General features: G+C 63.3%; 22 protein-coding genes and 1 tRNA gene. 11 read left to right on the top strand and 12 right to left on the bottom strand.

Going from position 1 to position 24,584, the window contains the following annotated elements; genetic code table 11:
* Positions 1 to 53: 53 nt before the first annotated feature.
* From CK221_RS22640 to CK221_RS22625, 4 genes are all read right to left on the bottom strand, one after another.
* Positions 54 to 1,076, bottom strand: a complete 1,023-nt coding sequence (locus CK221_RS22640; protein ID WP_095779330.1) for an esterase-like activity of phytase family protein — start codon at positions 1,074 to 1,076, stop codon at positions 54 to 56.
* Positions 1,073 to 2,971, bottom strand: coding sequence for a cobaltochelatase subunit CobT (cobT, locus tag CK221_RS22635; RefSeq protein WP_095779329.1), 1,899 nt, complete (start codon positions 2,969 to 2,971; stop codon positions 1,073 to 1,075). The genes CK221_RS22640 and cobT overlap by 4 nt, the downstream gene beginning before the upstream one ends.
* 53 nt (positions 2,972 to 3,024) lie before the next feature.
* Positions 3,025 to 4,011: a cobaltochelatase subunit CobS gene (cobS, locus tag CK221_RS22630; protein WP_066990333.1), complete on the bottom strand. Its 987-nt coding sequence runs from the start codon at positions 4,009 to 4,011 to the stop codon at positions 3,025 to 3,027.
* Between the two features lie 122 nt (positions 4,012 to 4,133).
* Entirely contained in the window at positions 4,134 to 4,748 is a 615-nt protein-coding gene (locus tag CK221_RS22625) for a J domain-containing protein (protein ID WP_066990335.1), read from the bottom strand.
* Positions 4,749 to 4,893: 145 nt separating this feature from the next.
* On the opposite strand from CK221_RS22625, the gene CK221_RS22620 reads away from it, so the two are divergent.
* Entirely contained in the window at positions 4,894 to 5,196 is a 303-nt protein-coding gene (locus CK221_RS22620) for a BolA family protein (protein ID WP_066990338.1), read from the top strand.
* A 21-nt stretch (positions 5,197 to 5,217) separates the two neighbouring features.
* Here CK221_RS22620 and CK221_RS22615 read toward each other — a convergent pair whose 3' ends face one another.
* A complete protein-coding gene (locus CK221_RS22615; RefSeq protein ID WP_095779328.1) occupies positions 5,218 to 6,771 on the bottom strand; it encodes an acetolactate synthase large subunit in 1,554 nt (517 codons plus the stop codon).
* A gap of 110 nt (positions 6,772 to 6,881) precedes the next feature.
* Positions 6,882 to 7,094, bottom strand: coding sequence for a hypothetical protein (locus tag CK221_RS30385; protein ID WP_176477940.1), 213 nt, complete (start codon positions 7,092 to 7,094; stop codon positions 6,882 to 6,884).
* Positions 7,095 to 7,792: 698 nt separating this feature from the next.
* On the opposite strand from CK221_RS30385, the gene CK221_RS22600 reads away from it, so the two are divergent.
* From CK221_RS22600 to CK221_RS22590, 3 genes are read left to right on the top strand one after another with little or no spacing between them, the layout of a single operon-like run.
* Positions 7,793 to 9,742, top strand: coding sequence for a PrkA family serine protein kinase (locus tag CK221_RS22600; protein ID WP_066990342.1), 1,950 nt, complete (start codon positions 7,793 to 7,795; stop codon positions 9,740 to 9,742).
* Between the two features lie 20 nt (positions 9,743 to 9,762).
* The gene (locus CK221_RS22595; protein WP_066990345.1) at positions 9,763 to 11,073 is read left to right on the top strand and encodes a YeaH/YhbH family protein; all 1,311 of its coding nucleotides are present in this window, start codon (positions 9,763 to 9,765) and stop codon (positions 11,071 to 11,073) included.
* A gap of 27 nt (positions 11,074 to 11,100) precedes the next feature.
* Positions 11,101 to 12,645, top strand: coding sequence for a SpoVR family protein (locus CK221_RS22590; protein WP_066990347.1), 1,545 nt, complete (start codon positions 11,101 to 11,103; stop codon positions 12,643 to 12,645).
* A 60-nt stretch (positions 12,646 to 12,705) separates the two neighbouring features.
* On the opposite strand, the gene CK221_RS22585 is transcribed toward CK221_RS22590, so the two are convergent.
* The 3 genes from CK221_RS22585 to CK221_RS22575 are packed head-to-tail and all read right to left on the bottom strand — an operon-like array spanning position 12,706 to position 15,325.
* Positions 12,706 to 13,596: a transporter associated domain-containing protein gene (locus CK221_RS22585; RefSeq protein ID WP_095779327.1), complete on the bottom strand. Its 891-nt coding sequence runs from the start codon at positions 13,594 to 13,596 to the stop codon at positions 12,706 to 12,708.
* A complete protein-coding gene (gene aroB, locus CK221_RS22580) occupies positions 13,593 to 14,714 on the bottom strand; it encodes a 3-dehydroquinate synthase (protein WP_095779326.1) in 1,122 nt (373 codons plus the stop codon). The genes CK221_RS22585 and aroB overlap by 4 nt, the downstream gene beginning before the upstream one ends.
* Positions 14,711 to 15,325 (bottom strand): shikimate kinase, encoded by a 615-nt coding sequence (locus CK221_RS22575; RefSeq protein WP_095779325.1) that lies wholly within the window; start codon positions 15,323 to 15,325, stop codon positions 14,711 to 14,713. The genes aroB and CK221_RS22575 overlap by 4 nt, the downstream gene beginning before the upstream one ends.
* Positions 15,326 to 15,531: 206 nt before the next feature.
* Here CK221_RS22575 and CK221_RS22570 point away from each other — a divergent pair, with 206 nt between their 5' ends.
* The 5 genes from CK221_RS22570 (at position 15,532) to CK221_RS22550 (ending at position 19,530) form a co-directional block, all read left to right on the top strand.
* Positions 15,532 to 15,684 (top strand): histidine kinase, encoded by a 153-nt coding sequence (locus tag CK221_RS22570; protein ID WP_066990358.1) that lies wholly within the window; start codon positions 15,532 to 15,534, stop codon positions 15,682 to 15,684.
* A 9-nt stretch (positions 15,685 to 15,693) separates the two neighbouring features.
* Positions 15,694 to 16,608 carry a site-specific tyrosine recombinase XerD gene (locus CK221_RS22565; protein ID WP_095779324.1) on the top strand — a complete coding sequence of 305 codons (915 nt, stop codon included), beginning with the start codon at positions 15,694 to 15,696 and terminating at the stop codon, positions 16,606 to 16,608.
* 99 nt (positions 16,609 to 16,707) lie between these two features.
* Positions 16,708 to 17,658 carry an acetyl-CoA carboxylase carboxyltransferase subunit alpha gene (locus tag CK221_RS22560; RefSeq protein ID WP_066990365.1) on the top strand — a complete coding sequence of 317 codons (951 nt, stop codon included), beginning with the start codon at positions 16,708 to 16,710 and terminating at the stop codon, positions 17,656 to 17,658.
* A 300-nt stretch (positions 17,659 to 17,958) separates the two neighbouring features.
* Positions 17,959 to 19,278, top strand: a complete 1,320-nt coding sequence (locus tag CK221_RS22555; protein ID WP_066990368.1) for a murein L,D-transpeptidase family protein — start codon at positions 17,959 to 17,961, stop codon at positions 19,276 to 19,278.
* 12 nt (positions 19,279 to 19,290) lie between these two features.
* Positions 19,291 to 19,530 (top strand): sulfurtransferase TusA family protein, encoded by a 240-nt coding sequence (locus CK221_RS22550; RefSeq protein WP_066990371.1) that lies wholly within the window; start codon positions 19,291 to 19,293, stop codon positions 19,528 to 19,530.
* Between the two features lie 19 nt (positions 19,531 to 19,549).
* On the opposite strand, the gene CK221_RS22545 is transcribed toward CK221_RS22550, so the two are convergent.
* Positions 19,550 to 20,662 (bottom strand): GTP-binding protein, encoded by a 1,113-nt coding sequence (locus CK221_RS22545; protein ID WP_095779322.1) that lies wholly within the window; start codon positions 20,660 to 20,662, stop codon positions 19,550 to 19,552.
* Positions 20,659 to 21,831, bottom strand: a complete 1,173-nt coding sequence (locus tag CK221_RS22540) for a D-alanyl-D-alanine carboxypeptidase family protein (protein WP_095779385.1) — start codon at positions 21,829 to 21,831, stop codon at positions 20,659 to 20,661. The genes CK221_RS22545 and CK221_RS22540 overlap by 4 nt, the downstream gene beginning before the upstream one ends.
* A 215-nt stretch (positions 21,832 to 22,046) precedes the next feature.
* On the opposite strand from CK221_RS22540, the gene CK221_RS22535 reads away from it, so the two are divergent.
* Positions 22,047 to 23,210, top strand: a complete 1,164-nt coding sequence (locus tag CK221_RS22535; RefSeq protein ID WP_095779321.1) for a M20 aminoacylase family protein — start codon at positions 22,047 to 22,049, stop codon at positions 23,208 to 23,210.
* Positions 23,211 to 23,309: 99 nt separating this feature from the next.
* Positions 23,310 to 23,386, top strand: a tRNA-Arg gene (locus CK221_RS22530).
* 134 nt (positions 23,387 to 23,520) lie between these two features.
* Here the strand turns inward: CK221_RS22530 and ugpC are convergent.
* Positions 23,521 to 24,579: a sn-glycerol-3-phosphate ABC transporter ATP-binding protein UgpC gene (gene ugpC / locus CK221_RS22525; RefSeq protein WP_066990385.1), complete on the bottom strand. Its 1,059-nt coding sequence runs from the start codon at positions 24,577 to 24,579 to the stop codon at positions 23,521 to 23,523.
* Positions 24,580 to 24,584: the final 5 nt, after the last annotated feature.

Below are 24,584 nucleotides of genomic sequence, written 5' to 3'. Positions count from 1 at the left end.
GGGACAAATGCGCAGCGGTTTTCCGTTCCGAATTGGACGAAACCAAGCGCCGCTCAGTCCTGGTGCAGGATGAATTCCAGGTAGAGGTTCCGCTGCAGGATCGATTGATTGTCGTCCGACACCAGCGACACCATCAGCGAGCCGTCGTCGCGGGTCCAGACGTCGAGCCCTTCCATATTGTCGATCTGGTAGCCCATATCGGCGTCGATCAGCACCGGGCCGTCGGCGACCGCGCCCTTCTCGATGCTCTCGCCATAGATACGCCTCAGCCGCATCTTCACCCCGCGCGCCATCGAGAAGCTGCGTTCGAGTAGAAGCAGGTCGCCATCGGGCAGGAAGGCGCCGTCGGTGATGTCGAAATTGCCGTTGCGCTTGACGGTGAAGACGCCCTTCCTCGGTCCCTCGATGATGGCGGCATAGATGTTGCCGGCCTTGTCGAGGCTCTTTTCCGACACCACGACCAGGCCGCCCTCGTGCTGGCCGTAAGGATTGGCGTGGGTGACTGTCTCGAAGCCGCGGTTTTGGCGCAGCTCCCGCGCCGGGACCAGATAGTCGAGCGTCTTGAACGGCGCCTTCATATTGTTCGGTTCGACCTTGAACTGGACGACGCGCTGGTCTCGCTCGAAACCGACGGTGGCGATACCGTCCTTGACCGCGAGGCCTTCGGCGTCGACCTCCCATTTCTTCGCGATCGGCTGGCCCGAGGCGTCGACCATCTGCTGCATGCGGAAATTCGACACGCCCGAAGGGCGCTTGTCGGCATCGTGGGTGATGGTGCCGAAGAACCAGAAGCCGGTATCGGTGACGCCGATGAAATCGCTGCCTGATTTGAGGAAGCGAAAAGCCGACAGCGCGCCGAAATCGCGCGACGGCGAGGTCATCTCCAGCCCGCCGACGAACTCTAGCGACCCGAACTGTTTCCTGTCGCGGCCGATATGGAACTCGGTGATCGGCCGCGCTGAAACTTCGATCGCCTCGACCACAGCGCCTCCCTCGGCGAAGACCGGAGAGGCGGCCGAACAGGCCAGCGCGCAAACAAAAGCCGTCCGCCGGAATCCGCCCCGCGAAAGGATCATCCGGCGCGCCTCAAGCCACCGCGCCGCGTGTCGCGCGCGCTCTCCTCGCCGAACAGCGAGGCCAATTGCTCCGTCATGGCGCCGGCCAGCTCTTCGGCATCGACGATGGTGACGGCGCGGCGATAGTAGCGCGTGACGTCGTGGCCGATGCCGATGGCTAAAAGCTCCACCGGCGAGCGCGTCTCGATGAGATCGATCACCGCGCGCAAATGGCGCTCCAGATAGTTGCCGGGGTTGACCGAGAGCGTGGAATCGTCGACCGGCGCGCCGTCCGAGATCATCATCAGGATCTTGCGCTGTTCCGGCCGGCCGATCAGCCGGTTGTGCGCCCAAAGCAGCGCCTCGCCGTCGATGTTTTCCTTGAGCAGGCCCTCGCGCATCATCAGGCCGAGATTGCGGCGCGCGCGCCGCCACGGATGGTCGGCGGACTTGTAGATGATGTGGCGCAGATCGTTGAGCCGGCCCGGATTCGGCGGCTTGCCGTCCTTCAGCCACTTCTCGCGCGCCTGCCCGCCTTTCCACGCGCGTGTGGTGAAGCCGAGGATTTCCACCGAAACCCCGCAGCGCTCCAGAGTGCGCGCCAGGATGTCGGCGCAAGTCGCGGCAACCGTGATCGGCCGCCCGCGCATCGAGCCCGAATTGTCGAGCACCAGCGACACCACCGTGTCGCGGAACTTGGTGTCGCGCTCCTGCTTGAAGGACAACGGCTGCATCGGATCGATAACGACGCGCACCAGCCTGGATGGATCGAGATAGCCCTCCTCCAGGTCGAAATCCCAGGAACGGTTCTGCTGCGCCATCAGGCGGCGCTGCAGCCGGTTGGCCAAGCGGCCGACGACGCCGGAGAGATTGGCGAGCTGCTTGTCGAGGAAGGCGCGCAACCGGTCGAGCTCCTCTTCCTCGCAAAGGTCCTCGGCCCCGACCGTCTCGTCGAAGGCGGTGGTGAAGACCTTGTAGTCGATTTCGTTAGGCAGGTTGAGGAACGGATTGTCGTTGCGGCGCGCCTCGCCTGGCGTCTCGGCGTCGGAATCATCCTCGTCGGAAAGGTCGTCCGATGTGGCGTCGGTCGCCTCCGTTTCGGCCGACTCTTCCTCGTCGGCGGAAGCCTCCGCGTCCTCGGACTGCGACTGTTCGGAGCCGGAATCGTCCTCGCCGCCTTCCTCGCTCTGCTCCTCGCCCTGCTGCTCGTTTTCCTCGTTGTCCTCCGAGTCTTCCGTCTCCTGGTCGTCGCCGAGTTCCTCGGCCATCTCCATGGAGACGAGCATGTCGCGCACGATGCGGGCGAAGGCTTGCTGGTCATCGAGCCTGGACGACAGGCCGTCGAGGTCGCTGCTGGCCTTTTCCTCGACCCAGGGCCGCCACAGATCGACCAGTCGCTCGCCGCTCTTCGGCACGGTGCGTCCGGTAAGCTTTTCGCGCACCATCAGCGCAACCGCCTCCTCGAGCGGAGCGTCGGCCTTGTCCTTGACGTCGACGAGGTTTGCCCTGGCGTATTTGTCCTCGAGCATCGATCCGATATTGTCGGCCACGCCCTGCATGGCGCGGCTGCCGATCGCCTCGACGCGGGCCTGCTCGACGGCATCGAAAATAGCCCGCGCGAGCTTGCCTTCCGGCGCCAGCTTGCTGTGGATGCGCTGATCGTGGCAGGCGCGCTTCAGCGCCATGGAATCGCCGATGCCGCGGGTGATCGCGATGTCGGTGCGGGACGCCTTTTTCGGCAGTTCGGGCAGGCGGGCGCGGTTGCCGGCCAGCGCCGGCCGGTCCTTGGCGAAGCCGACCTCGAGGTCCTTGTCGCCGGCAACGGCGCGCATACAGACGGTGACCGCGCGCTTGAAGCTGTCCGCTTCAGACCCGTTCTTCGGCTTGTTGCGCGTGTTGTCGCCCGGACCCGCCATCGATCATTCCCTGCGCGTTGTGGTCCGAAAGGCCCAGCCTTCCGGCACGCGCCTTACCCCAGCACCACGTTGGCGGCGCTCTCCGGCAGATCCTCACCGAAGGCGCGCTGGTAGAATTCGGCGACCACCGAACGCTCCAGCTCGTCGCATTTGTTGAGGAAGGTGAGCCGGAACGCCATGCCGATATCGCCGAAGATCTCGGCGTTCTCGGCCCAGGTGATGACCGTACGCGGGCTCATCACCGTCGAAAGGTCGCCATTGATGAAGGCCGAGCGCGTCATGTCGGCGACGCGCACCATCTTGTTGACGATCTCTTTGCCCTTGCTGTCGCGATAGTGCTTGGCCTTGGCCAGCACGATCGACACCTCGTTGTCGTGCGGCAGGTAGTTGAGCGTAGTGACGATCGACCAGCGGTCCATCTGCGCCTGGTTGATCTGCTGCGTGCCGTGATAGAGGCCGGTGGTGTCGCCGAGACCCACCGTGTTGGCGGTGGCGAACAGCCGGAAGGCCGGATGCGGGCGTATGACGCGGCTCTGGTCGAGCAGCGTCAGCCGGCCCGACGATTCCAGCACGCGCTGGATGACGAACATCACGTCCGGGCGTCCGGCATCGTACTCGTCGAAGCAGAGCGCGACGTTGTGCTGATAGGCCCAGGGCAGGATGCCGTCGCGAAATTCCGTGACCTGCAGGCCTTCCTTGACGACGATGGCGTCCTTGCCGACGAGATCGATGCGGCTGACATGGCTGTCGAGATTGACGCGCACGCAGGGCCAGTTCAGGCGCGCAGCGACCTGCTCGATATGGGTGGACTTGCCGGTGCCGTGATAGCCCGACACCATGACGCGGCGGTTGTAGGCGAAGCCGGCGAGGATCGCCAAAGTCGTTGCCTTGTCGAACAGATAGTCCGGGTCGATGTCGGGCACGTGCTCAGTCGCCGCCGAATAGGCCGGAACCACCATCTTGGAGTCGAAGCCGAATTTCTCCTTCACCGGCACCGTCGTATCGGGCAGGTTGGCGATGTCGCGATCGACCTTGTTCATCTCTATCAACGTCTCCACGGGCGAAACGCCGCGTTTCGCCGGCAATCGATTTGTTCGGGGGCGGTCTTAGAGCCTTTTCCAACCTTATGAAAGTTGGAAAACGACATGGACCGTAGGGTCGCTCAGCACAATCCTGCTTGCTTGAGCACGCGATAGGCCTGCAGCACATCGCGGAACCGGTCTTCCGAACCTCTGTCGCCGCCATTCGCATCCGGATGGTGGCGCTTTACGAGTTCCTTATAGCGTGCCTTGATATCCTTGCCAGTCGCCTTTGTATCAAGGCCAAGCGTTTCCAGCGCCTTGGCCTCAAGCGGCTTTGCCTTGCGCTCGCGCACTTCGCGCGTTCCGCCGCCGAACAGATTGAAGGGATCGCGCATGCGGTTGTAGTAGCCTGCACGCCCGGAGCGCTGCTGCGCGAAGTCGGGTGCCGAACGCATGCCGCCGCCATTGGCGCCCATGCGCCAGGTTGGCCGGTGTCCAGTCAGCGCCTCTTTCTGGAAGCGGGCGATCTCGCTGTCCGACACGCCCGAGAAGTAGTTGAAGCTCTTGTTGTATTCGCGCACATGCTCAAAGCAGAAGCGGAAATATTCGCCCTCCTTCAGGCGCCCGACCGGCGCGCGATGCGTACCGGCCTCGCTGCAACCGTCCCACTGGCAGATCGGCGCGCGCGACTTCAGCTCCGCGTCCTTTTCCGGCCGGATGCGAATTTTCTCGAAATATTTGGGATACGGTTTCATCCTCACCCATTTATGGGCTGTTCGCTACCGCGAAACAAGAATTGACATTTCGCCGATGATCGCCCTAACCGCTGAATCGCGGCCTAAAGCGGTCGAAAGCACAGATTTTGCGGCGGTACCGCAGATGTGGTGAAGGGAAGCCCCGATGTCCATACAGTCGACGATGGAAAACAAGCTGAAGGCGGCATTTTCGCCGGAAAGGCTCACCGTCATCAACGAAAGCCATCTTCACGCCGGCCATCACCACGTCGAGCACGGCCACGAGGCCGTCTTCGACGGCACCGGCGAGACCCATTTCCGCGTCCGTATCGTCTCGCAGGATTTTGCCGGCATGAACCGCATCGAGCGCCACCGCGCCGTCAATCGCCTGCTTGCCGACGAACTGAAGGCCGGCGTGCACGCGCTGGCGATCGAGCCTGCAGCACCTGGTGAGAAGACACGCTGGTAAGCTCGGCGGGCCGGGGGCCGCTCAGATCACCGCTTCGATGAGGAACGGCCCCGGACGCGACAGCGCGCTGTCGAGCAGCGCGTCGAACCGCTCGCATGTGTCAACGCGGGCTGCTTCCACCCCCATGCCGCTTGCCAGCGAAACCCAGTCCAGAGCCGGCTGATCAAGGTCGAGCATTCGCCTGGCATTCTCGCCGATCGCGTTCACCCCGACATTGCGCATCTCGCCGTGCAGGATGGCGTAGGTCCGGTTGGAAAAGACGATCGTCACCACGTCGAGCTTTTCCCGCGACTGGGTCCATAATCCCTGCACCGTGTACATGCCGCTGCCGTCCGCTTCCAGATTCAGCACCTTGCGGCCAGGACAGGCGATGGCCGCGCCAGTCGCCATTGGAATGCCGCCGCCGATCGATCCGCCTGTGCCCATCATGTAATCGTGCGGGGCGGCAAAGGCCGAGAGCGCAAAATAGCGCCGCGCCGAGGTGACGGCCTCGTCGCAGACGATCGCATTCTCCGGCAGCTTCCGGGCTACCGAAAGTGCAACCGCGTCGTCCGTCAGCTTGCCGCGCGGGGCCGGCTCATCGGGAAAGGCCGTGGCGACGGGCACCGGCTGGGACGGTTTGATGCCCAGTTCGTCGCGAAGCGCAGCGAGTGCCGCCTTCAAATTCTCGCCATGCTCGGCCAATGACATCACTTCACAGCCTTCGCTCACAAGCCGGCTCGGCTTTCCGGGATAGGCAAAGAACGCCACCGGTTCCTTGGCTCCAACGAGGATCAGGAGATCGATGTCGGCAAGGAGAGTGCGCGCGGCGTCGATCGGATATGGAACGCGGGTAGGCGCAACTCGGCCGCGGCCGCGCTGCATCCGGGCGATCAGAACGTCGCTGAACAGCCGGACATCCGAAACCGCCGATATCTGTCCGGCGATTTCCAAGGCATCCTCACGCGCGGCCGGCCCACGCAGGATCATGCCGACGCGACCGGGCGCGGCGCGAATGGCTCCGGCAATCTTGCGCACGATGGCTGCGTCGACCGAACGCGGCGCCGCGAGCTCCACCTTGGCCGACAGGAGCGAACTGGCCTCTCCCCACGCCGCGTCCGCCGGCAGGATCAGCGTAGCGATGCCGGGAGGCGTCAGCGAAGCGCGAAAGGCCGCCTGCGCGGCCGGCGCGATGTCGTCCGGACCGGCGATGCGGCGGACCCAGTTCGACATCGGCGCGGCGAGACCTTCAATGTCGCTGGTGAGCGGCGCGTCGAGCGGCAGGTGATAGGAGGCATGGTCGCCGACGATGTTGATCATCGGCACGCGGGCGCGCCGGGCATTGTGGATGTTGGCCAGGCCATTGGCCAGTCCGGGGCCGGTGTGGAGCAGCGTCGCAGCCGGCCGGTCGGTCATCCTGGCGTAGCCGTCGGCGGCACCCGTCACCACGCCCTCGGCAAGACCGAGCACGCAGCGCATCTCCGGCTTGCGGTCGAGCGCGGCGACGAAGTGCATTTCCGAGGTACCGGGATTGGCGAAGCAGACATTCACGGCGTTCGCCAGTAGCACATCGCAAAGCACATCGGCGCCATTCATCGCGTTCCCTCTCGTCCGATTGCCCCCGGACAATTGAGCCGACAAGTCTTCATGCCGCAATGTCCGGTCAACGACTTTGAAGTGATCCAGTTTCAGGAGTGCCGGCGCGTTCAGGCGACCCTCGCCTTCAGGAAAGCCATGACGGCGGCAGTCAGCGCATCGCCGTCCTCCCCGAAGCGGTGGTTGATCGCCATATGCCAATAGGCGCCGCCGTCGAATCGGGTTACCTCGGATTCCCTGGTCGCGGCCGGTTCGCGAGATCGTGGGCCGCGGCTGCATGGGCCGGCGCGCTCCGCCGCCCCGGGGGGGGCACCATGGAACATTTGCCTGATCTGGCGGTTTGATGCAGGCTCGGCCCTTGCCTCGTCCATGCTGGGCGGATTGCTAGTCGGACCGGAGAACCGATGCCCTCGGCCGGCGCTTCCGAACGGTGACCACCAATGAGGAAGACGTATCGACCTCCAGCCGCGCCGCCCAATGGGCGCTCAAGCCGCTCAGAACCTCTGCGCCTGTTTCCGGCAATTGCACTGGCGGTACTCCTTTCGGCTCCGGCGGCTGCGCATCAGGCGCCCAAGGGCTGGCAGTATGACAGCTCATGCTGCTCGGGAATGGACTGCTACCAAGCACCCGCGGCCGACGTGAAGGAAACGAAATATGGGTACCAGCTCTCCACCGGAGAGCTCATTCCCTACTCCGATCGTCGGATCAGGCGTTCGCGTGACGAGTTCTTTCACGAGTGTAAGCCCGGAGGCGACGCGAATTCTCAGCATTCCTTCTGCCTCTACGTTCCCGATCACGACATGTGAGTGGAAAACCTAAGATTTTCCTTGAAGCTCTCCCGGCCATCACCACCTAATCATCATGGGTGAGCATTCCGTCCGCATCGGGTGCTGTGAGTCGTCAATGCCCGATTGCAGGCGCTCTCTCTCATATGAGGGAACCACAATGCTTTCCGGCAGTTGAATACGAGACGAGCCGACTGGCCGACTGGCAACCAGAGCGGCTCTGAGGGCAGAATATCATGCGAGAGAACCAATCCGACGTCTTCGATCTGTTTTCGGAGATATATTCCAACGCGGCCCAGGAAGAGATGAGCCTCCAGCAGTATCTGCTTGGCTGCCGCGAAGACAAATCCATGTATGCCTCGGCGCCCGAACGAATGGTCGAGGCCATCGGCGAGCCCAATCTGGTCGACACCAGCAAGGATGAGCGGCTCGGGCGCATCTTCTCGAACCGGACCATCAAGGTGTACCCCTCCTTCTCCGATTTCTACGGAATGGAGGATACGATCGAGCGCATCGCCGGGTATTTCCGTTATGCCTCGCAGGGTCTCGAGGAGCGCAAGCAGATCCTTTACCTGCTCGGGCCGGTCGGCGGCGGCAAGTCCTCGCTTGCCGAACGGCTGAAGAAGCTCATGGAACAGCGCCCGATCTACACGCTGAAGGTCGGCAACCAGATCAGCCCTATATTCGAATCGCCGCTTGGCCTTTTCCACCCCGATCGGATGGGCGATCTGCTGGAAGACAAATACGGGATAGCCCGCCGCCGCCTGAATGGGCTCATCTCGCCTTGGGCGGCCAAACGGCTCGACGAACTGTCCGGCGACATTTCCAAATTCAGCGTGGTCAAGCTGTCGCCATCGCGTCTGCGTCAGATCGCCATCGCCAAGACCGAGCCCGGCGACGAGAACAACCAGGATGTCTCGGCTCTGGTCGGCAAGGTCGACATCAGGCAGTTGGAACATTTCAGCCAATCCGATCCGGATGCCTATTCCTACAGCGGCGGCTTGAACCGGACGACGCAGGGCCTGCTCGAATTCGTCGAGATGTTCAAGGCGCCCATCAAGGTCCTGCACCCGTTGCTGACGGCAACCCAGGAAGGCAGCTACAACGGCACCGAGAATTTCGGCTCCTTCCCCTATCAGGGCATCGTCGTTGCCCATTCCAACGAATCGGAATGGCAGCAATTCAAGAACAACAAGAACAATGAGGCCTTCCTCGACCGCATCCTTGTGGTCAAGGTTCCGTATTGCCTTCGTATCACTGAAGAGAGGCAGATTTACGAGAAACTTCTGCGCGAGAGCGATCTGGCGAACAGTCCCTGCGCGCCCGAAGTGCTGGACATCCTCAGCCGTTTCACCGTCTCGACCCGGCTTGCCGAGCACGAGAACTCGCCGCTCTACACCAAGATGCGCGCCTATGACGGCGAGAACCTCAAGGAGATCGACCCGAAGGCGAAGTCGGTCCAGGAATATCGCGATGCCGCCGGCGTCGACGAAGGCATGACCGGGGTCAGCACGCGCTTCGCCTTCAAGATTCTGTCGCAGACTTTCAACTACGACACCAAGGAGGTCGCAGCCGATCCCGTGCACTTGATGTACATCCTCGAGGAGGCGATCAAACGCGAGCAATTCCCCAAGGAAACCGAAGCCGCGTACCTCGAGTTCATCAAATCGGAACTTGCAGCGCGCTACGCCGAGTTCATCGGCCACGAGATCCAGAAGGCTTACCTGGAATCGTATAGCGAGTACGGCCAGAACCTTTTCGACCGCTACATCGCCTATGCCGATGCCTGGATCGAGGATCAGGACTACAAGGATCCCGATACCGGCCAGATCCTCAATCGCGAGGTCCTGGACAAGGAATTGTCGCAGGTTGAAAAGCCGGCCGGCATCGCCAATCCCAAGGATTTTCGCAACGAGGTGGTCAAGTTCACCTTGCGCGCCCGGGCGCGCAACCATGGCCGCAACCCGTCCTGGACGAGCTATGAAAAGCTGCGCGAGGTGATCGAGAAGCGCATGTTCGGTCAGGTCGAGGATTTGTTGCCGGTGATCAGCTTCGGCTCCAAGCAGGACAGCGTCACCGAGAAGCGGCACAACGAATTCGTGCAGCGGATGGTTGAGCGCGGCTACACTCAGCGGCAGGTGCGCCGGCTGGTCGACTGGTACATGCGCGTGAACAAGGCTGGCTGAGCAAAGCCCGAAGGGTTCGCATGCCGATCTTCATCGACCGCCGCCTGAATCCGAAGGACAAGAGCCTGAGCAATCGCCAGCGCTTCCTCAAGCGCGCTCGGGAAGAGCTCAAGCGCAGCATCCGCGACCATGTCCGGACAGGCCGCATCGCCGAGGTCGACCGCGAGCATGCCGTGCCGATGCCCCGCAAAGGCACCAGCGAACCGACCTTCAGCGACGCCAGGGACAGTGGGCAGCGCCAGCACATACTGCCTGGCAACAAATCGTTCAGTCCCGGTGATCTGATACCCAAGCCTGGCGGCGGCGGCACTGGCTCTTCGGCGCCGGGAACCAAGCAATCCGAGGATGACTTTCGCTTCGTGCTGTCGCGCGAGGAAGTGCTCGACCTCTTCTTCGAAGATCTCGAACTGCCCGATCTGGTCAAGCTCAATCTCAAGCAGATACTGAGCTTCAAGCCAAGACGGGCGGGCTTCACGGCAAGCGGGGCGCCGACCAACGTCAATGTCGGACGCACCATGCGAAACAGCCACGGCCGCCGCATCGCGCTCAGGCGTCCCAAGCAGGCGGAGCTGGACGCCATCTCAACGCAGATCGCCGAGTTGGAAGCGAAGCCGCCAACCGAGGCAACGCGCGAACGCATCGCTGCTCTGCGCGAGGAAGTTGATCGGCTTGAACGCCGGCGCAGGCGGATCGCCTATGTCGATCCGGTCGACATTCGGTTCAACCGCTTCGACCCCCAGCCGGTGCCGAATGCCAGCGCCGTCATGTTTTGCCTGATGGACGTGTCGGGATCGATGGGAGAGCGCGAGAAGGATCTGGCCAAACGGTTTTTCGTGCTGCTGCATCTGTTCCTGACGCGGCGCTACGAAAGGACGGACATCGTTTTCATCCGCCACACCCATGAGGCCAAGGAGGTGGATGAGCACACCTTCTTCTACCACACCGAGAGCGGAGGTACCGTCGTCTCGACGGCGCTTGAGGAAATGCACCGCATCATAGAGCAGCGCTATCCGGTCGCGGAATGGAATATCTATGCCGCTCAGGCTTCCGACGGCGACAACTTCGCCACCGATTCCGAGCGCTGCATAGAACTCCTCGACCGCAAGCTCATGCGCCTCTGCCAGTATTTCGCCTATGTGGAAATCATCGACGAACGCGAAAGCCACATTTTCGGCTCCACCGAGAACGGAACGTCGCTCTGGCGCGCCTACAACGCGGTCGACGGAAAGTGGCCGAATTTTCAGATGAGGCGCATCGCGGCTCCCGCCGATATCTATCCGGTCTTTCGCGAGCTCTTCGCAAGGCAGCCTAGTCTGCGCAAGAGCGCGTGAGAACGCGGGCGGATGGGACATAGGCCGATGGTCAATCAGGCGCGCAAATCCGAACTGTTATTTTCCGGGTCGGACTGGGATTTTGCGAAACTGTCTCGGGTCTACGACGAGATCGAGGCGATCGGGGTCGAAGAGCTTCACCTCGACATCTATCCGGTGCAGATGGAGGTCATTTCCTCCGAGCAGATGCTCGACGCTTATTCCTCGGTCGGCATGCCGCTGATGTATCGGCATTGGTCGTTCGGCAAGCATTTCCTCTACAACGAGCTTCTCTACCGCAAGGGCGCGCGCGGTCTGGCCTATGAACTGGTCATCAACTCCAACCCTTGCATCGTCTACCTCATGGAAGAAAACACCATGGCCTTGCAGGCCCTGGTGACCGCCCATGCCGCGCTTGGCCACAACCATTTCTTCAAAAACAATCATCTCTTCCGGCAATGGACGGACGCCGGAGGCATCCTGAGCTATCTGGACTTCGCCAAGGGCTACATCGCCCGATGCGAGGAACGGCACGGACTGCAGGCCGTCGAGGCGGTGCTCGATGCCGCCCACGCGCTGATGGAGCAAGGCGTGTTCCGCTACCATCGGCCGCCGAAGCTGTCGTCGGAACAGCAGCGCGAAGGCCTTCGCGAGCGCCTCGAATATGAGGAGCGTTCCTACAATGATCTGTGGCGCACGCTGCCGACCGCGCAGGACAAGAACAAGCCGGAGGCAGGGGACGAAAGCTTGGCCGAGCGGAAGAAATCGCTCAATCTGCCCGAGGAGAACCTGCTCTACTTCCTCGAGAAGAACAGCCTGGTGCTTGAGCCCTGGCAGCGCGAGATCATCAGGATCGTGCGTGTGATTGCGCAATATTTTTACCCGCAGCGGCAAACCCAGGTGATGAACGAAGGCTGCGCCACCTTTGTGCACTACACGTTGATGAACATGCTTTTCGATCGCGGCCGCATTAGCGAAGGCGCCATGCTCGAGATATTGCGAAACCATTCGAACGTGGTTTTCCAGCCGGCCTATGACGATCCGCGTTATTCCGGGATCAATCCCTATGCGCTGGGCCTCGGCATGATGCAGGACATCCAGCGCATCTCGACCGAGCCGACCGCGGAGGACCGCGACTGGTTTCCGGACATCGCCGGCCGTGGCGACTGGCGCGACACCTTGCTCGATGCCTGGGCCAACCACCGTGACGAATCCTTCATCCGCCAGTATCTGAGCCCCGCTTTGATCCGGAAATGGCGGCTCTTCGTGCTGGCCGACGGCGCCGACGAGCCGCATTACGAGGTCGCCTCGATCCATAATGAGCGCGGCTACAGCAAGATACGGTCCGCGCTGGCCCGAAGCTACGATGTGGGGGCGAGCCGGCCCGACATCCAGGTGGTCGACGTGGATCTTCTGGGAGACCGGCATTTGCGGCTGCAGCACAAGGTCAAGGACGGCATCCAGCTAGAGGACGAAAGCCGCGACGCGACCTTGCGCCACATCCGGAGCCTTTGGGGTTATGACGTCAGCCTGGCGGCAATGGATGCCGAAACCGGCGCCGTGCTCAGCGAGCGCTCGACCAAGGAACTCTGAGCACCGGAGACGCAGGAAGCCGCCCTTTGCAGGCCGGTCTCACCTGAAAATCGGCACACCCTAACCTTCGCCGGCGGGCCGGATCCTCAACCTTGCTATGCGGTTCTTGTCGCGCTTCATCACCACGAAACGCTTGCCGTGGAAGGTGAAGGCCTGCTTCTCATCTGGGATCGTCTGCGTCTCGTGGATGACCAGGCCGGCGATCGTCGTCGCCTCCTCGTCCGGCAGATCCCAGTCGAGCGCCCGATTGAGGTCGCGAATAGCCACCGTGCCGTCGACGACGACCGAGCCGTCGGACTCCTGCTTGACGCCTTGCATGTCGACATCGTGCTCGTCCGCGATCTCGCCGACGATCTCCTCGATAATGTCTTCCAGTGTTACCAGCCCTTCCATCTCGCCATACTCGTCGACGACGATGGCGAAATGCGCCTTGCGGCGTAGGAAGGCGTTGAGCTGATCCTGCAAGGTGGTGGTGTCGGGCACGAACCATGGCTTCGACGCGATCCTTGTCACGTCGATCTTGGAAAAGTCGTTGCCGACCTCGTTGAGCGCCCGCAGCAGATCCTTGGCATGCAGCACGCCGACGATGTTGTCGAGCGAGCCTTTCCAGAGCGGCATGCGGGTATGCGGGCTCTGCAGAATCTCGCGCACCACCATTTCCGGCGGATCGTCGGCGTTGACCGAGCGCATGTTGGTGCGGTGGACCATCACGTCCGAAACCTCGAGCTCCTCGAGTTCGAAAAGCGCGCCCAGCCGGTTGCGATCCTCGCGCGCCTGCCCGTTGCGGCGGGTCTCGTCGCCGTTCTCGTCCGGCTCATCCTGCTCGGGCTCCGTCGGTTCGATCGGCCGCAGACTGTAGCCGAGCGCCGCGAAGAGCCGCGTGCGCAAGAGAAACGCCAGCACGATCACGGCGGCAAGGACGGCTGCGGCGATCCAGCCGAAGTCGATCATCCGGGATGGCTCGCCTTGAGGAAGGACAGCACTTCGGAGGGCGGCACGTCCTTGGCGATAAAGGCCTGGCCGACGCCACGCGTCAGGATGAAGGTAAGCGCGCCGCGCGACACCTTCTTGTCCTGGGTGATGAAGCCAAGCAGCGTCTCGGCATCCGGCAGTTGGCCCGCTATGTCGGCCATCCGCCAGGGCAGGCCGACGGCGCGAAGGTGCGCCTCGACGCGCTCCGCGTCGTCCGGGCTCGCCAGATTGAGGCGCGCGGAGAAGCGGTGCGCCAGCGCCATGCCGATCGCGACCCCCTCGCCATGGACGAGACGGGCACCGTCATAATTCGTGGCGGCTTCGAGAGCATGCCCGAATGTGTGGCCGAGATTGAGCAGCGCCCGGTCGCCGGTCTCGAACTCGTCGCGGGCGACCACATCGGCCTTGGCGCGGCAAGCCTCGGCGATGGCTTCGGTCCGCTCCGGGCCGCCGGCGAACACCTTTTGCCAATTCTCCTCCAGCCAAGCGAAGAAGCCGGGACGGTCGATCAGCCCGTATTTGGCGAGCTCGGCATAGCCGGCGCGGAATTCGCGGATCGGCAAAGTGTCGAGCACGCCGGTGTCGGCAAGCACCAGTTTTGGCTGGTTGAAGACCCCGATCAGGTTCTTGCCGCGCGCGCTGTTGATGCCGGTCTTGCCGCCGACGGATGAATCGACCTGCGCCAGCAGCGATGTCGGCACCTGCACGAAGTTCATCCCGCGCCGCACGATGCCGGCGGCGAAGCCGGCAAGATCGCCGATGACGCCCCCGCCAAGTGCCACGACGACATCGCGCCGTTCGAGCTTGGCGGCGAGCACGCCGTCGACGACCTCCTCGAGGTGGGTAAAGCTCTTGGTCTTTTCGCCGGCCGGCAGGGTGATGACGGCGGCCTCGATGCCGCCTTTTTCAAGGCCGGCCTGCAGCGTTTCGAGATGCGCTGCGGCAACGTTCTCGTCGGTAACGATGGCCGCGCGCGTGCCGGGAAGGCGGCCTGCGATTTCGGTTCCTGAGCCGGAAAGCAGGCCGGGCCCGATAAGTATGTCATAGGCACGGTCGCCGAGCCCGACCTCGACCTTCACCGGTTCGGTATGGCTCACGGCTCCACCTCGTCGTCGCTGGTGGCGATTGGCGCGATCCCGAGGTAAGCACAAAGCGCGCATACCACCTCGCTGGCGATGACTTCCTTGCGGTCGTCGCGGGTCGAAACCGTGAGGTCGGCGGTGGCATAGACCGGGTAGCGCTCGCTCATCAGCTTCTCCAGCACGCCGCGCGGATCCGGATTCTTCAACAGCGGCCGGTTCTGTTTTTTCGAAACCCGCTCCATCAGCAGATCGAGATCGGCCTTCAGCCAGACCGAGACGCCATGCGCATCGATCGACTCGCGCGTCTGCGCGTTCATGAAGGCGCCGCCGCCGGTCGAAAGCACCTGCGGGCCGTTTTCGAGCAGACGCAAGATGACCCGCTGCTCCAGCGCCCGGAACTCAGGTTCGCCATAACGCTCGAACAGCTCCGGCACGGTCATGCGCGATACGCTCTCGATCTCCTGGTCGCTGTCGATGAAGGGCAGGGAAAGCATTGTCGCCACCTTGCGGCCGATTGCGGTCTTGCCGGCGCCCATCAGGCCGACGAAGACGATCGAGCGGCTGCCGAGCCGCTCGAGCAGCGCGACACGGCCTTCGTCCGGCGGATTTGCTGGCAGCGCGTTCATGCGGAACCCTCTTTGCGCCGTATCGACATCAAAAGCCCGTTTGCGTCAAGCGGGCCGCCGCAGGCGGGCCAGATCGCCCCTCTTCCGTCGAGAAGCTTCCTCGACAAATCCTCTGCCCCAGCCCTTCGTCCTTGAATTGGCCGGAATGGCGTCCCATAAGGGCACAGGGTTTGGAATCGCAGAACAAGAAGACGGGCAAAGACTGAATGCCGACATTGTTTCGCTTTGTCGTGACGCTGGCGGTTCTTGCAGGCGTCGCTTATGGCGCGATGTTCGCGCTGGCGATGTTCGTGGAGCCGAAAAAGGCCGAAATGAGCGTGCGCATTCCCGCGGAAAAGCTCAATCCGAAGAAGAACTGACCCGGCCAAATGAACAGCACGGCCCGCATCGAAGCCTTTCTGGAGATGATGAGCGCCGAGCGGGGTGCGGCCGAGAACACGCTTTCCTCCTACCGCCGCGACCTCGAAGACGCCTCCGAAGCTATCGGTGGCGGGCTGGCCGGAGCGGCAGCTGCCGACATCCGCGCCTATCTCGACGACATCGCGGCGCGTGGCTTTGCGCCGACCTCGCAGGCGCGCAAATTGTCGACGATCCGCCAATTCTTCAAATTCCTCTATGCCGAGGGCCTGCGCGGCGACGACCCGACCGGCACGCTGGACAGCCCGAAGAAGGGCCGGCCGCTGCCGAAGACCATGACCGAGGCTGAGACGGGCCGCCTGGTCGACCGCGCGGCTGAGGAGGCGGGCGGGGCTGCGCCCGACGGCGACCGGTTGGCGGCGCTGCGCCTGCACGCGCTGGTCGAGGTGCTCTATGCCACGGGCCTGCGCGTTTCCGAGCTTGTCGGTCTGCCGGTGACGGTGGCGCTGCGCGACGACCGTTTCTTCATGGTGCGCGGCAAGGGCGACAAGGAGCGCATGGTGCCGCTGTCGGCCAAGGCGCGCGCCGCGATGCGGGCGTGGCTTGCCGCCAGGGCGGGGGTGCCGGCCTATGCCGACAGCCCGTTCCTGTTCCCAGCCTCTTCCGACAGCGGTCATCTCTCCCGGCAGGTTTTCGCACGCGATCTCAAAGGCTTGGCGGCGCGAGCCGGCATCGCCGCGACCAAGATCTCGCCGCATGTCCTGCGCCACGCCTTCGCGAGCCATCTCCTGCAGAACGGTGCGGATCTCAGGGCCGTGCAGCAACTGCTTGGCCACGCCGATATCTCCACCACGCAGATCTACACTCATGTGCTGGAGGAGCGGCTGGTGCGGCTGGTCAACGATCATCATCCGCTTGCCGACTAGGCTTCATATCGCTATGTGAGGGCGACGTTCCACCGCCCGGAGCCAGCATTTCCAGGGTTCCGCCAGCCATTGCCTTCCGACGGATCGGTCCGCCCCAGCATGTATAATTACCTCGATTTCGAAAAGCCGGTGCAGGATCTGGAGCTCAAGATCCTTGAGCTGAAGAAGCTCGCGGAGAACGGCGAGGCGGTCGATGTCGCCGACGAGATCGGCAGGCTGGAGAAGCGTTCGCGCGATGCGCTGCGCGATCTCTACAAGGCGCTCACCCCTTGGCAGAAGGTCCAGGTGGCCCGCCATCCGGACCGGCCGCACTGCCTCGACTACATCAAGGGCTTGTTCAGCGATTTCACGCCGTTGGCCGGCGACCGCAATTTCGGCGACGACCAGGCGATCGTCGGCGGTTTTGCCCGTTTCCGCGGCGAGCCGGTGGCGGTGATCGGCCAGGAGAAGGGCTCCGACACGGCAAGCCGCATCAAGCACAATTTCGGTTCGGTACGGCCCGAGGGGTACCGCAAGGCGGTTCGGCTGATGGAGCTTGCCGACCGCTTCAACATTCCGCTTTTGACGCTGGTCGACACCGCCGGCGCCTATCCCGGCGTCGGCGCCGAGGAGCGCGGCCAGGCCGAGGCCATTGCGCGCTCGACCTCAGCCTGCCTGGCGCTCAAAGTGCCGTCGATCTCGGTGGTCATCGGTGAAGGCGGCTCCGGCGGCGCCATCGCGATCGCCACCGCCAACCGTGTCTACATGCTGGAACACGCCATCTATTCGGTGATCTCGCCCGAGGGCGCGGCCTCTATTCTTTGGCGCGACACCACCCGTTCCAAGGACGCGGCGACCAACATGAAGATCACCGCCCAGGATCTTCTCGAAATGAAGATCATCGATGCCATCGTTCCCGAGCCGATGGGCGGCGCCCAGCGTGCGCCGGAAACGGTGATTGCCGCCACCGGCGACCTGATCGCCAAGACGATGAAGGACTTTGCCGGCGCCAACACCGATTTCCGCGAGCAGCGCCGCGAGAAATATTTAGCGATGGGCCGCAGCCTTTAATGCATGTCGCACAAAACTGTGCAGTGGTTTTGCGAAAGCGACATGCATGAAAACAAAGCACGTGAGTCTGCCCCAGCGCCACCCGTTTAATTCGGCCGCGCGCCGCAACTATGGCGGCTGTTAACATTTTCGCCACAAAAATGCCGCCGCATTCGGCTCAATGAAAATATCCGCGAGGGGTTGGCTATTGCTTGCGGTAAGGAATTTTCAAGGTTAACGGGCTTACGGTCCATTGGTGTTGAGCCTGCGGGCCGGCCATGCCGAGGCCGTTGGCCTGAGAGAAAAGACAAAGCCGTATCGATGTTTGCCAAGCTTGCCCGCACCGGAGTCCTTGTCGCCGCGATAGGCATCGCCGGCTGCAATGATTCGTCGATGAAGGATTTTGCGCCGGAGGCGAACAAGCCCCTGCCGGATAAGATCCTCGCCGACATGAAGGCCAAAGGCATGGTGCGCACCTCCTCGGTGATGGCGCGCATCTTCAAGGAAGAAGGCAAGCTGGAGATCTGGAAGGCCAAGACCAACGGCCGCTACGATCTCGTCGCCAGCTACGACATCTGCAAATGGTCGGGCAAGCTCGGCCCCAAATACACCGAGGGCGACCGCCAGGCGCCTGAAGGCTTCTACACGGTGCGTCCGTCGCAGATGAATCCGCGCTCGAACTACCATCTGTCCTTCAACATCGGCTATCCCAACGCCTATGACAGGGCCAACGGCCGCACCGGCTCCAATCTGATGGTGCACGGCGCCTGCTCCTCGTCCGGCTGCTATTCGATGACCGATGCCCAGATCGAGCAGATCTATGCTTTCGGCCGCGATGCCTTCCAGGGCGGCCAGACCGAGTTCCAGATCCAGGCCTTCCCGTTTCGCATGACCGCCGCCAACATGGCGCGCTACCGCAACGACCCGAACTACGAGTTCTGGAAGATGCTGAAGGTCGGCTACGACAATTTCGAGATCACCAAGGTGCCGCCGAAAGTCGACGTCTGCGAGAAGCGCTACGTCTTCAATCAAGTAGCGCCAGAAGGCACCACCTTCGACCCGACAGGTGCCTGCCCGGCAATGACACAGCCTGATTCGTTGAAAACGGCCTACGCCGACTACGAAAAGCGCTACGACGCCGCCTTCAACTCCGCGGTCAAGGGAAGCATACTACCGCCTAAGCCGGCCATCGCCGGCATCAAGGAAGCCAGCATCGTTTCCGACTGGTCCAAGCGCCGCGCCCGCGGCGAGCGTGTGCCGATCGACCCGCCGTCGATGAATGCCGACGGCTCGGTAACCGAGACGACGCGGATGGGCCGCATCGATTCCCCGCTCGGCCGCAAGATGGCCGCGCTCGACGCGGAGAAGGAGGCCAAGCGCAAGGCCGAGGAGCAGCGGCTTGCGGCGATCGAGGCGGCCAAGGCCGCCAAGGCGCAAGCGCAGGCTGAAAAGGCAGCCGCCAAGGCGCAGGCCCTGGCCGAAAAGGAAGCCGCCAAGCAGGCGGCTCAGCAGCCGGTGGTCACCGCAGGCGTCGAGGCGGCTTCCGCGCAACCGGCGCTGGAAACGCAGCAGGCGGCAAGTGCCGACGAAGGCACGGTCTCGAAGCTGAAGAAGAAACTGCTCGGCATGTTCGGCGGCTGAGATTTCTCGATCTTGGCCGGGTCCGCCGCTACCTACGATCTGAAGGGGCTGAACTGCCCGCTGCCGGTGCTGAAGGCGCGCAAGCGTCTGGCCGCGATGCGGCCCGGCAGCCGTCTGTGGCTGGAAACCACCGACCCGCTGGCCGTGATCGACATTCCGGCCTTCTGCGCCGATGCCGGCCATCAGCTGATCGAGACGGCGGCGGTCGACGGCGGCCATCGCTTCCTGGTCGAGCGCGGCGGCGCGGCATAGGCCAATCGGACCTCTGGAACTACAGCCCGGCGATCGCCAGCGGATTGGCCTCGAGCGCCGCCCGGTCGGGCGTGTCGATCGACGGCTTGTTGGTGAAGGCGGAAAACAGCCGCTGGACATAATCTTCCGGCATGTCGAGCGTGATCAGCACCAGCCGCGTGCCGCGCCGTCCGTCCGGCCACGACGGCAGCCTGGCCGGCGGATGCAGGATCTTCTGCACGCCGTGGATCACCAGCGGCCGTGACGGATCCTCCTGAAGTTCGATGACGCCCTTCATGCGCAGCAGTTTCTCGCCATGCGTCGAGCGCAACAAATCGAGGAACATCTCGATCGCCGAGAACGGCACCGGCCCGTCATGGACGAGCGAGTGGGAGCGCACGCGGCCGTCGTGGCGGTGGTCGTGATGATGGGGGGCGTGATCATGACCATCGTCGTGGTGATGATGATCATGCGCCGCCTCCTCTCCGAGCCAGCGCCGCACGTCGGCGCTCTTGGTTTCGGGATTGTAGAGGCCGCAATCGAACAGCGACGCTGCCCCGGTAGCGGGGTCATTGACGTCGAGCAGGACCGCGCTCGGATTTATCTGATGAAGTCGCGCCCGCAGGGCCTCGGCGTCGCTTGCCTCGGCGAGATCGGTCTTGGTCAGCACGATGCGGTCGGCGACGGCCGCCTGCTTCACCGCCTCGACATGGTTATCGAGCGTGGCCGCCCCGTTGACGCCGTCGACCAGCGTGATGACGCCGTCGAGCCGGAGAGCCTGCACCAGCGCCGGATGCGCCATGATCGACTGCAGCACCGGTGCAGGATCGGCAAGGCCGGTGGTTTCGACCACGACGCGCGCCAGCCTGGCGATGCGTCCGGTCTGCAGCCGGTCGACGAGGTCGGCCAGCGTATCGACGAGTTCGCCGCGCACCGTGCAGCAAAGGCAGCCGTCGGAAAGCTGGATGATGCCGTCTGAGGCTTGCTCGACGAGCAGATGGTCGATCGCCACCTCGCCGAACTCGTTGATGATGACGGCCGTGTCGGCAAGCGCCGGATCCTTGAGCAGCCGGTTGAGCAGCGTCGTCTTGCCGGCCCCGAGAAAGCCGGTGAGCACCGAGACGGGTATGGGAAAGCCGCTGCGCCCGGTCATGGCGAGTTTGCCGCCTTGGCCGGCTGATCCCCCTGCGCTGCAGCGGCAGCGGTCGCGGCGGGTGTGGCGCCGGCCGGCAGAGGCTTGTCGGGCCGCCAGCTGGGCAGCGGCACATCGGCATAGTTCTGATCGGTCTGGTCGACGAAAGCCTTGGGCGCCGGCCCGGTGGCCCCGCCAAGGCCGACCGCGATCAACGTCGGGTGATCGAGTTTCACCTGATAGGGCGATTTGGCCTTGTCCTTGGCGGCGACGGCAGGCGCCGCCTCCGACTGCTGTTCCTTCGGCTTCTTCTTGCAGATCTCGTCCTGCAGGTCGTTGGGCGACAGCGTGTCGCCATATGGCTTGAGCGCCGCGAGCGTCGTCGACCCGGCCGCCGGCGCGTCAAAACCCTGGTCGAGCAGCTTCGCCGCCGCTTCGGCGCGGCTGATGGCGGATTTTTCGCCGAGCACCACGGCAACCAGTGTGCGGCCATCGCGCGTCGCCGAGCCGATCATGTTGAAGCCCGAGGAGCAGACGAAGCCGGTTTTCATACCGTCGGCGCCGGGATAGCGCCCGATCAGCAGATTGTAGTTCGGGATCGCCTTCTTTCCGACGGCAAGACCCTCGATGGAGAACCACGGCGCATATTGCGGGAAGTCGTTGCGAAGCGCCGTCACCAGGACGGCGAGGTCGCGCGCGGTCGTGTACTGGTCGGGCGAGAACAGCCCATTCGGGTTGACGAAATGCGTTCCGACCATGCCGAGCCTGGCGGCCTCGGCATTCATGCGGTCGGCGAAGGCGGCCTGCGATCCGCCGATGTTCTCGCCGACGGCCATGGCGATGTCGTTGGCCGACTTGACCAGCATCATCTTCAGCGCATTGTCGAGCCGCATGACCGATCCGGGCTTGAAGCCCATCTTGCTCGGCGGCTCGCCGGCCGAATGTTTCGTCACCTTAATCGGCGAATCGAGCGCCACCTCGCCGGCGGCGATCGCCCGGAACGCCACATAGGCCGTCATCAGCTTGCTCAGCGAGGCCGGATACCAGCGCTTGAAGGCGTCCTGATGCTCCAGCACCTTGCCGCTATTCAGGTCGAACAGCACCACCGGATTGGCGCGCGCAGTGCCGGAAAGCATCGGCAGCGCCAGCGCCCCCGCAAGCAATAGGTTGAGGAAATGCCTTTGCCGCATGATCAATTCCGAAATCGCCTCTTGCCGTAGTTGCCGCTGGCTCCGTAAGATTTCGCTGCGCGATGGCCAGCATACTGCGGACCGACCCTCGACTCCGGGCCGCATTATGCGGTGCTATTTACCCTATGTGACGTCAAAATGGCAAAGCGCCAGACGATCACACTTGCCGGGCAGCGGCCCTGAACTGCCTGCCCCAACAAAGAAATGGAACGATTATGCCAATTCTCAACCGTGCCGCGGAAATGCAGGAAGAAGTCGCGGGCTGGCGGCGCCATCTGCACCAGACGCCGGAACTGAACTTCGACGTTTTCCAGACCGCCGCCTTCGTCACCGCCAAGCTGCAGGCTTTCGGTTGCGACGAGGTTGTGACCGGCCTCGGCAAAACCGGCGTCGTCGGCATTATCCGCGGCCGCAAGGGCGAGGGTCCGGCCATCGGCCTGCGCGCCGACATGGACGCTTTGCCGATCAACGAGATCACCGGCAAGCCCTACGCGTCGAGCGTTCCCGGCAAAATGCATGCCTGCGGCCATGACGGCCACACCGCCATGCTGCTCGGCGCAGCCAAATATCTCGCCGAAACGCGCAATTTCGCCGGCTCCGTGGCGGTGATCTTCCAGCCCGCCGAGGAAGGCGGCGGCGGCGGCAACGAAATGGTCAAGGACGGCATGATGGACCGCTTCGGCATCTCGAAGGTGTTCGGCATGCATAACATGCCCGGCCTTCCCGTCGGCGAGTTCGCCATCAAGCCCGGCCCGATCATGGCGGCGACCGCCGAATTCACCATCACCGTCAAGGGGCATGGCGGCCATGCGGCGATGCCGCACGCCACGATCGACCCGATCGTCATTACCAGCCAATTGGTGAGCGCTTTGCAAACCATTGCCTCACGCAGCACCGATCCGGTCGAGGCCGTCGTCGTGTCGGTGACCAAATTCCATGCCGGCGATGCCTACAACGTCATACCGGAAAAAGCCGAGATCGCCGGCACGGTGCGCACGCTGAAAAAGGAAGTGGCCAGGAAAGCGGAAGAGAAAATCCGCGCCATTTGCGCTGGCCTCGCATCAGCCTTCGGCGCGACGATCGAGGTCGACTACGACCCCAACTATCCCGTCACTTTCAACCATCCGGAAGAGACGGCCTTCGCCAGCGATATTGCCGCCGGCGTCGCCGGCGACGCGAATGTCCACCGCGCCATCCAGCCGGTGATGGGCGGTGAGGATTTTTCCTACATGCTGGAAGCGCGCCCCGGCGCCTTCATCTTCATCGGCAACGGCGACACCGCCGGCCTTCACCATCCGGCCTATGACTTCAACGACGAGGTCATCCCGCACGGCATGAGCTATTGGGTGAGGCTGGCGGAGACGGCGCTCGCCGCCTGACCGATTTGCACGGAGGCGACCTTCCCGGCCGATTGCCGCCGATCGGCCGGTAACGCCTCTTGGCGAACCGGCCCGAAGCGTTTATGTGTCGGGCCGCGTGGTCCCGTAGCTCAGTAGGATAGAGCGGCAGATTCCTAATCTGTAGGTCACAGGTTCGATTCCTGTCGGGATCACCAACTAAATCAAAGGATTGGCTGACTTTTGCAATGCTTCCATGTTGCATTTTCTTGCAACTGGGCTCCCGTTGCTTTCCGTTCGCTCGAATCTCAAGCACTCCCTGGCCGCCGCGGTGAGAGCGCGGGCAGGGCAATCAGATGCGCCGGCCGGTTTTGGCGTCGAACAGATGCGCCGAGGCGCGGTCGATCTCGATCCGCACGCTCTCGCCTTGCTTCAGCGCCAGCCGCTCGCGGAAAAGGCAGGAGATCACCTCTCCGCCGCAGTCGACCGTGGCGAAGATTTCCGAGCCGGTCGCCTCCATGAGCGTGACTGTGCCGGAGAGACCCTGGCCGGTCGCCCGGATATGCTCGGGACGAATGCCGTAAACCAGTTCCCTTCCCGCGGCCTCGCTCGGCCGGATGCCTTGCGGCAGCGGCAAAGTCAGCCCACCGGCGCTGCGGAAGATGCCCTCCTCGATGTGGCCGTGGATGAAGTTCATGGCCGGCGAGCCGATGAAGCCGGCAACGAACAGATTGGCCGGCCGGTCGTAGAGATCGAGCGGCGCGCCGATCTGCTCGACCAGACCGTCATGCAGCACGACGATCTTGTCGGCCATGGTCATCGCCTCGATCTGGTCATGCGTGACATAGATGGTGGTGGTGCCGAGCCGCTGATGCAGCGCCTTGATCTCGCCGCGCATCTGCACGCGCAATTTGGCGTCGAGATTGGAGAGCGGCTCGTCGAACAGAAACACCTGCGGGTCGCGCACGATGGCGCGGCCCATGGCGACGCGCTGGCGCTGGCCGCCGGAAAGCTGGCGCGGATAGCGGTCGAGCAGCTTCTCGAGGCCGAGAATGCCGGCTGCCCGCTTCACCCGGCTCGCGGTATCGGCCGGATCGGCTTTCTTGATCTTGAGCGCGAAGCCCATATTGTCCGCCACCGTCATGTGCGGGTAGAGCGCGTAGTTCTGGAACACCATTGCGATGTTGCGGTCCCGGGCCCTGAGGTTGTTCACGGTGCGCTCGCCGATTGCGATCTTTCCGGCCGAGATCGTTTCCAGCCCCGCGATCATGCGCAGCAGCGTCGACTTTCCGCAGCCCGACGGTCCGACCAGGATGACGAACTCGCCATCGGCGATATCGACGCTGACATCGTGGATGATCCGAGTGGCTCCGAAAGCCTTCTGCACGTTGTTGATGCTTACCGATGCCATTGCGT

It is taken from the genome of Mesorhizobium sp. WSM3868 (assembly GCF_002294785.1).
Taxonomy (GTDB): Bacteria; Pseudomonadota; Alphaproteobacteria; order Rhizobiales; family Rhizobiaceae; genus Mesorhizobium.
The sequence above is the reverse complement of the archived record's forward strand: the minus strand, read 5'-3'. Positions and strand labels throughout refer to the sequence as shown.